The sequence below is a fragment of the Microcystis sp. M49636_WE2 genome (genome assembly GCF_030065375.1).
In the GTDB taxonomy this organism is placed as follows: Bacteria; Cyanobacteriota; Cyanobacteriia; order Cyanobacteriales; family Microcystaceae; genus Microcystis; species Microcystis aeruginosa_C.
Map to the genome: position 1 here is coordinate 1 of NZ_JASJFG010000177.1, position 7095 is coordinate 7095.

Genomic DNA, 7095 nt, shown 5'->3' on the forward strand with positions numbered 1-7095 from the left:
AATAAAGAAAGTGAGGATACAGAAAATTACATCGATCAAGGGAATGATATTAACCTGCACATCCTCTTGAATGCGGTGTTGATCATGCCATAATTTGAGCGGACGAGCCGTAATATGGCTACTTTTTGGCTTTTTGTGGTTCAGAGATTTAGTTTCGGCCATGGCTGATAAGGGAGAGATTTAGCGATCGAGGGGTTTTTCTAGGTTAGCACTGAGGGAGTATTGTTGGTCTTCCCCATCTAGCCAACGTTGACGGTAGATAATTTCTAAATCACTGCCAGCCTTGCGAAAAATTCGGGCTTGATTGAACCAGAGTCCCTGAAAAATGCGATAGAAAGCGAGGCTAAAGATAGCGACAATTAAGCCAGTAGCGGTGGAAATTAAAGCTTCACTAATACCTAAAGTTACTCCGGCTGTGGAGGAAGTTCCCAGGTCACTCAGTTGAATATTAGCCAAAGAGGTAATTAAACCGAGTACCGTTCCTAATAATCCTAGCAGGGGAGAAAGGGCGATGACTGCCTCAAGGATTTTATCGCCCCGTTTCATTAGGGATAATTGTTCATCGGCAGCCGATTCGAGGGCAAAGTGAAAAACCTCTGGATCTGGATTTTCTAAGCGCAGGGGAGCATAAAGATAGCTACCGATGGGGTGATTGCGGGAATCCCTAGCGACTTTTGCTGCCAAATCCCAGTTACGGATGGCGGATTCCATAATGCGATTTAAAATCTGGCCCTCACTCAGGAGGGTGCGACTCCAAAACCAAATTCGTTCGATAATAGTGCTAAGAGCTAAAATAGACAGAAAAAGCAGCGGCCACATGGCCACTCCGCCTTTTTGGATTAAATCAGTTATACTCACGAGTTTTTTTGTCCCTCCAATACCGGGCGATCGGGTAATGATTATAGTTTAAGGATTATAGTTTAAGATTTAGCTTAATCGATTGACATTTATAGTTCTCACGCTGACTTACAATACAGGATGAGATGGGGCTTTTCAAGGGGCCCGAATGTCAGAAAAGGGATTGCGCTGACTCTATTTGAACCTAATTCGGGGCAGAGAAGTCTAAACCACGGCTATCTGGGGTTTGCCGAAAAGGTTTTTCGTGGGGCAGGGTGTGGGATTTTACGCCAGCTACTATAAAAAAAAGGAGTGAAAATAATCACTCCTACTGATAATTAAAAGAAAAACTGGCTTAAACCTAGAGAGCATTGGCTCCCGCTACTACTTCTAACAATTCTTGGGTAATAGCGGCTTGACGCGCTTTGTTGTAGGTACGGCTTAAAGTGCCAATTAACTCGCTGGCGTTCTCGCTGGCGTTACTCATCGCTGTCATCCGGGCTGCTAATTCACTAGCTGCCGATTCCTGGAGGGCGCGCAGTAATTGGTTATTTAAGTACAAAGGCAGCAGAGAATCGAGGATTTGGACGGGATTCTGCTCAAAAATCATGTCTTGGGGAAAAACCTGCGCTGGTTGGCTGGCCATTTTTTCCCGTTGTACCTTAAATTTTCCCTCTTTAGTCACCAAACGGAAAATCTCGTCATCCTGTACCGCTAAACCTTGAGTAGTTAAAGGTAACAGGGTTTGAATCACCGGAGTGGCACTGATCAGGGAGATAAAACGAGTATAAATTAACTCGACGCGATCGACTGTTTCCGATAAAAATAAGGAAAGCAATTCATCCCCAATCGTGCCAGCTTCATCGGCAGTGGGAATCTGTTCGAGGTTAATAAATTTAGCGGCAATGGGAGCATTGCGGCGCTCGAAATATTGTGCCGCTTTTCGGCCGGCAACCACTAATTGATAGTTAATCCCTTGCTCTTTTAATTCATTCATCCGTTGTTCGGCACGACGGATGACGTTAGTATTATAACCGCCACAAAGACCTCGATCGCCTGTGACTACTAACAGAGCCACGGTTTTTACTTCCCGTTGGGCCAGTAGGGGTAAATTAACATCACTAAAGGCTAAACGACCTTGGAGATTATAAAGTACCTGAGCGAGGGCATCGGCAAAAGGACGGGTACAGAGAACTTGTTCTTGAGCGCGGCGCACTTTGGCGGCCGCCACCAGACGCATGGCCTCGGTAATTTTTTTGGTATTTTTGACCGATTGAATTTGGTCGCGAATCGCTTTGAGATTAGGCATAATTCAGTTATCAGTTATCAGTTATCAGTTATCAGTCATCAGTCATCAGTTATCAGATTGGAGTTTTAAGTGAGCAGTATGTGTTAAGTGAGCAGTACTAAATAGCAGTTTCTGGCCATCTTTTCACTGTTTACTGGTCACTGTTTACTGATCACTGATAACTGAAAAGGCTGACAGCTTAAAGCTCACAGAAGTTTACTTGAAAGCCTGTTTGTACTCGTTGATGCCATCTTTGAGCAGGCCTTCTGCTTCGTCGTTGAGTTGTTTTTCAGTGCTGACGATCTCAACGTAGCGAGGTTTGCTGGTTTTCAGGTATTCGCGTAAACCGGCGCAGAAATCGATAACTTTATCGGTGGCGATATCGTCGAGATAACCATTTAAACCGGCATAAACCACCGCCACCTGTTCCCAAACGGAGAGGGGGAAGTTTTGGGGCTGTTTCAGGATTTGACGCAGACGTTGACCGCGAGCCAGTTGTGATTGGGTGGCCGCATCAAGGTCAGAAGCGAATTGAGCAAAAGCTTCTAATTCGTCAAACTGGGCTAATTCCAGTTTTAATTTACCGGCAACTTTCTTCATCGCTTTAGTTTGGGCCGCCGAACCCACGCGGGATACGGAAATACCAGCGTTAATAGCGGGACGGAAACCAGCGTTAAAGAGGTCGGTGGAGAGGAAGATCTGACCGTCAGTAATCGAGATTACATTGGTGGGAATGTAGGCGGAAACGTCACCGGCTTGGGTTTCAATAATCGGCAGGGCGGTCATGCTACCACCACCGAGGGCATCGCTGAGTTTAGCGGCACGCTCTAGTAAACGGGAGTGGAGATAGAAAACGTCGCCGGGGTAAGCTTCACGACCGGGAGGACGACGCATGAGCAGAGATAGCTGACGATAAGCTTGAGCCTGTTTGGTGAGGTCATCGTAGATAACTAGGGTTGCTTTGCCTTTATACATGAAGTATTCGGCGATCGAAGCTCCGGTGTAGGGGGCGATATACTGGAGGGTGGCGGGGTCGTTAGCGTTAGCGGCCACCACCACGGTGTAATCCATGGCGCCTCTTTGGGTGAGGGTGTCGATTACTTGGGCGACGGTGGAGGCTTTTTGACCGATGGCGACATAGACACAGATCACGTCTTCGCTTTTCTGGTTAATGATTGTGTCAATGGCGATCGCTGTTTTCCCAGTTTTTCTGTCACCGATAATTAACTCCCGTTGACCACGACCGACGGGAATCATGGCATCGATAGCGGTAATGCCGGTTTGCATCGGTTCACAGACGGATTTGCGAGCGACAATACCGGGGGCGGGGGATTCCACCAGACGGGTTTCGCTGGCGAGTATGTCTCCTTTACCGTCGATGGGACGACCGAGGGCATCAACCACGCGGCCGACTAAGGCTTCACCCACGGGAACCTGAGCGATTTTACCGGTAGCTTTCACCGTACCGCCTTCTTTAATCCCGAAACCGTCACCCATTAACACCGCGCCGACGTTATCTTCTTCGAGGTTAAGGGCGATGCCGACGGTTCCATCTTCAAATTCTAATAGTTCTCCCGACATGGCCTGTTGTAGGCCGTAGATGCGGGCAGTACCGTCACCCACTTGCAGGACGGTTCCCACGTTGGAGACCTGTACTTCTTGGTTATAGGATTCGATCTGTTGACGAATAATCGTGCTAATTTCGTCGGGTCTGATAGCTACCATAGTTTAATCTGGGAAAAGGTAAAAAATTAGAAGGTGAAAAAACGGCAAAAAAGGGAGATTAGATGACCTTAGCGCAGGGAGAGGCTGAGGCGTTGTAGTTGACCGCGAATGCTGGCATCAAAGACCTGAGAACCGACTTTGATCACCACACCACCGATGAGGCTGCCATCAACTTTGGTTTTCAGTTCGACCACGTTCGCCCCGGTCAGGGTTTTCACTTTGTCGATGACGATTTGTTTTTGGCTATCGTTCAATTCGGTGGCCGAGGAAACTTCCGCTAAAACGGTGTTAGTCAGCACTCTGGCCAAGGTGAGATATTGTTGACAAACGGGTTCTAAAAATTGAATCCGACGTTTATCGACTAATAACATCATGAAGTTAGTTAAATAGGGATTGGCACTGCTCCCCATTACTTGGGAAAGAACGGCTTTTTTAGCTTCTTCTTTGATGACGGGATTGCCGATAAAAGCTCTTAGATCGGGAGCATTTTCCAACAATTCTAAGAGGGATTTAATTTCGCCGCCGATCGCTTCTAATTGTCCGCTGCTTTGGGCGACGGAAAGTAATGCTTGGGCGTAGGGTTCGGCAATTTCTGAACTGATTAAACTTCCCTGCATCTATTTACCTCCTAGGTTGGCCAAACTGCGATCAATTAGGGTTTGTTGTACCGATTCTTCCAGGCCGGCGCTTAATTGGGATTCCACGTTAGCTAAGGCTAAAGCGGTAATTCTTTGGCGTAATTCTACTAAAACGCGATCCTGTTCCGCCGAGAGATCTTTAGCGGCACTTTCGCGCATTCTTTGAATATCGAGTTCGGCTTGGGCGGCGATGTCGGCGGTGACAGCTTTAGCTCTAGATCGAGAGTTATCGATAATTTTTTCCGCCTCTTGTTTTGCCAGGGCGAGTTTTTTCTGTTCTTCGGCGAGGGCGGTAGCGGCAATATTTTTCCGGTTTTCAGCTTCGGCTAAAGCTTCAGCAATCTTCGACTGACGTTCTCCGAGGATTTGTCCGAGAACTTTGCGGCCGTAGAAGATGACTAAACCGAGCAGAATCGAGAGGTTAAATAGGTTAGTTCCTAAGATATCGGTGTTGATGCCGAATCCCTCTGCTGCCGCTTCCTTCGCCTCCGTGGCTAATAATAAAATTGTGTCGATGATCATGATTATTGAGGGCGGGGAGTAGGTTGTTCAGTTATCAGTTATCAGTTATCAGTTATCAGTCTTCTAACTTGAAAGTGGGCTTCGGCCGTGAGACTTCGGACGTTCGGCCAGATCAGTCGAGCCGCGCGAGCTTTTGTCGAACGCTCAGCCGAACGGAAGTGGGAAGTGGGTACTACTTTCATGCTTGGCGGTGCTAACTTTGGCATCGGGACTAACTCCTGACGACTGAGTTCTATCTTTTTACTGATCACTGTTATTAACCAGGGGTTTAGCGAACGAGTTCGGGGCCGAGGAGTTTTTCGAGAATTTGACGGGAAAGAGAGGCCACTTGTCCTTCTAGAGAACGAAAGGCTTCTTCTTTCTGTTGGGCAATTTCGGCGGCGACGGCTTCCTTACGGGAGATCGCTTCTTTTTGGGCTGCGGCAACTCGTTCGCTGGCTAGTTTTTGGGCCTCGGCTTGCGCTTGGGCGATAATCTCTTGGGATTGTTTACGAGCCGAACTTAATTGCAATTCGTACTCTTGTACCAGTGCTTCGGTTTTGGCTAGTTGTTCTTTGGCTCCGCCTTCCGTTTGCCGAATATACTCCGCCCGTTCATCTAAAACTTTACTGAGGGGTTTATAAAAAACGGCGTTCAGGATCACTGCCAAAAGAATAAACTGTAGTGCCATCACTGGCAGGGTGGCATCGAAATCAAACATTGATTTATTCCTGATAAATAGAAGCTATAGGCAGGTTCAAAAAAGGAAGACGATCCCCCTGATTTAACAATGAACAGTCAGGGGGGATCAGCAAAATTCCCTTAATTAGCTATCAGCCTTCCGTGTTTTTTTAGAGTTTTGAAAACTCGCCCGCCAAGCTGGGGACTGGGGGCTGATAGCCCACTGCTTTTTTAATTAGGCGAAGGGGTTAGCGAACAGTAAAACGAGAGCGATAACCAAACCGTAGATGGTTAAGGATTCCATGAATGCCAAGCTGAGGAGAAGGGTACCACGAATTCTTCCTTCAGCTTCGGGTTGACGGGCGATACCGGAAACAGCTTCTCCAGAAGCGGTACCTTGACCAACGCCGGGGCCGATAGCGGCTAAACCAACGGCGAGGGCGGCGGCGATAACGGAAGCGGCAGCTACTGTGGGGTTCATGGTGATTTTTTCCTCTATTTACTAATCAATTTCAATCTGTTGTTTACAGAGCGCGTTCTCAGCCGTAAAAAATGGCTGGTTTTCTGCTCAAAACTCCCGAAAGAGTTTTTGGGAAAGAACGATCTGGGAATTCAGTTGCTCATCCTGAATTCGACCAATAATTTCTTAGTTATTATCCTATTATTTGGACACTTTTTCCTAAGAAATTTTTCTTTTTTCGTCCCTCGCTTTTAAGCGTGTTCTTCTTCGTGTTCCGATTCCAGGGCCTCATGGATATAGGCCCCGGCAAGGGTGGCGAAGACAAGGGCCTGAATAGCGCTGGTAAATAAACCGAGAGCCATCAGGGGTAGGGGTACGACTAGGGGGACAAGGAAGACCAATACGGCTACTACCAACTCGTCTGCAAGGATGTTTCCGAAAAGACGGAAGCTGAGGGAGAGGGGTTTGGTAAAGTCTTCTAAAATTTTGATCGGTAATAGCACGGGAATCGGCTCTAGGTAGTGAGCGAAGTAACCGAGTCCTTTTTTACTGATGCCCGCGTAGAAGTAAGCGAGGGAAGTCAGTAGGGCTAACGCCACCGTGGTATTGATGTCGTTAGTGGGGGCGGCTAATTCTCCTTCGGGCAGTTCGATTAACTTCCAAGGAATCAAGGCCCCTAACCAGTTAGAAACGAAAATAAATAAAAATAGGGTGCCGATGAAGGGCAACCAGGGTCGATATTCCTTTTCTCCTAGCTGGTTTTTGGCTAAATCGCGCAGAAATTCCAGAACGTACTCCATAAGGTTTTGAATACCGCTAGGGACTTTCTGGATTTTGCGGGTAGCGGCGATCGAGGCGATGATTAAGATAGCGAAGACGATCCAGGAGACCGCGATCACTTGCCCGTGAATTTTTAGTCCGCCGATGTGCCAGTACCAGTGTTGTCCCACTTCCAGGGAAGCGAG

10 protein-coding genes are annotated in these 7095 nt (G+C 47.6%); 1 reads left to right on the forward strand and 9 read right to left on the reverse strand.

The window, feature by feature from the left end; genetic code table 11:
• The 6 genes from PX484_RS04040 to PX484_RS04065 all read right to left on the reverse strand — a co-directional run.
• Window positions 1-162: ExbD/TolR family protein (locus PX484_RS04040; RefSeq protein ID WP_502882694.1), on the reverse strand; the 162-nt coding region annotated here is incomplete at its 3' end.
• An 18-nt stretch (window positions 163-180) separates the two neighbouring features.
• Window positions 181-819 (reverse strand): MotA/TolQ/ExbB proton channel family protein, encoded by a 639-nt coding sequence (locus PX484_RS04045; protein ID WP_002800075.1) that lies wholly within the window; start codon window positions 817-819, stop codon window positions 181-183.
• A gap of 379 nt (window positions 820-1198) precedes the next feature.
• Entirely contained in the window at window positions 1199-2146 is a 948-nt protein-coding gene (locus PX484_RS04050) for a F0F1 ATP synthase subunit gamma (RefSeq protein ID WP_002800073.1), read from the reverse strand.
• A 195-nt stretch (window positions 2147-2341) separates the two neighbouring features.
• Complete coding sequence (atpA, locus tag PX484_RS04055; protein ID WP_002800072.1) at window positions 2342-3850, reverse strand: F0F1 ATP synthase subunit alpha; 1509 nt, start codon at window positions 3848-3850, stop codon at window positions 2342-2344.
• Between the two features lie 68 nt (window positions 3851-3918).
• Window positions 3919-4467 carry an ATP synthase F1 subunit delta gene (gene atpH / locus PX484_RS04060; RefSeq protein ID WP_002763366.1) on the reverse strand — a complete coding sequence of 183 codons (549 nt, stop codon included), beginning with the start codon at window positions 4465-4467 and terminating at the stop codon, window positions 3919-3921.
• Window positions 4468-5010 carry a F0F1 ATP synthase subunit B gene (locus PX484_RS04065; protein WP_002800069.1) on the reverse strand — a complete coding sequence of 181 codons (543 nt, stop codon included), beginning with the start codon at window positions 5008-5010 and terminating at the stop codon, window positions 4468-4470.
• Window positions 5011-5097: 87 nt separating this feature from the next.
• Here PX484_RS04065 and PX484_RS04070 point away from each other — a divergent pair, with 87 nt between their 5' ends.
• Window positions 5098-5232 (forward strand): hypothetical protein, encoded by a 135-nt coding sequence (locus tag PX484_RS04070; protein ID WP_287669237.1) that lies wholly within the window; start codon window positions 5098-5100, stop codon window positions 5230-5232.
• A 46-nt stretch (window positions 5233-5278) separates the two neighbouring features.
• Here the strand turns inward: PX484_RS04070 and PX484_RS04075 are convergent, their stop codons facing one another.
• From PX484_RS04075 to atpB, 3 genes are all read right to left on the reverse strand, one after another.
• Window positions 5279-5710: a F0F1 ATP synthase subunit B' gene (locus PX484_RS04075; protein ID WP_002800068.1), complete on the reverse strand. Its 432-nt coding sequence runs from the start codon at window positions 5708-5710 to the stop codon at window positions 5279-5281.
• 195 nt (window positions 5711-5905) lie between these two features.
• Window positions 5906-6151: an ATP synthase F0 subunit C gene (gene atpE, locus PX484_RS04080; RefSeq protein WP_002740068.1), complete on the reverse strand. Its 246-nt coding sequence runs from the start codon at window positions 6149-6151 to the stop codon at window positions 5906-5908.
• Between the two features lie 230 nt (window positions 6152-6381).
• Window positions 6382-7095, reverse strand: a 714-nt coding sequence (gene atpB / locus PX484_RS04085) for a F0F1 ATP synthase subunit A (RefSeq protein ID WP_288102938.1), incomplete at its 5' end; no start/stop codon positions are given.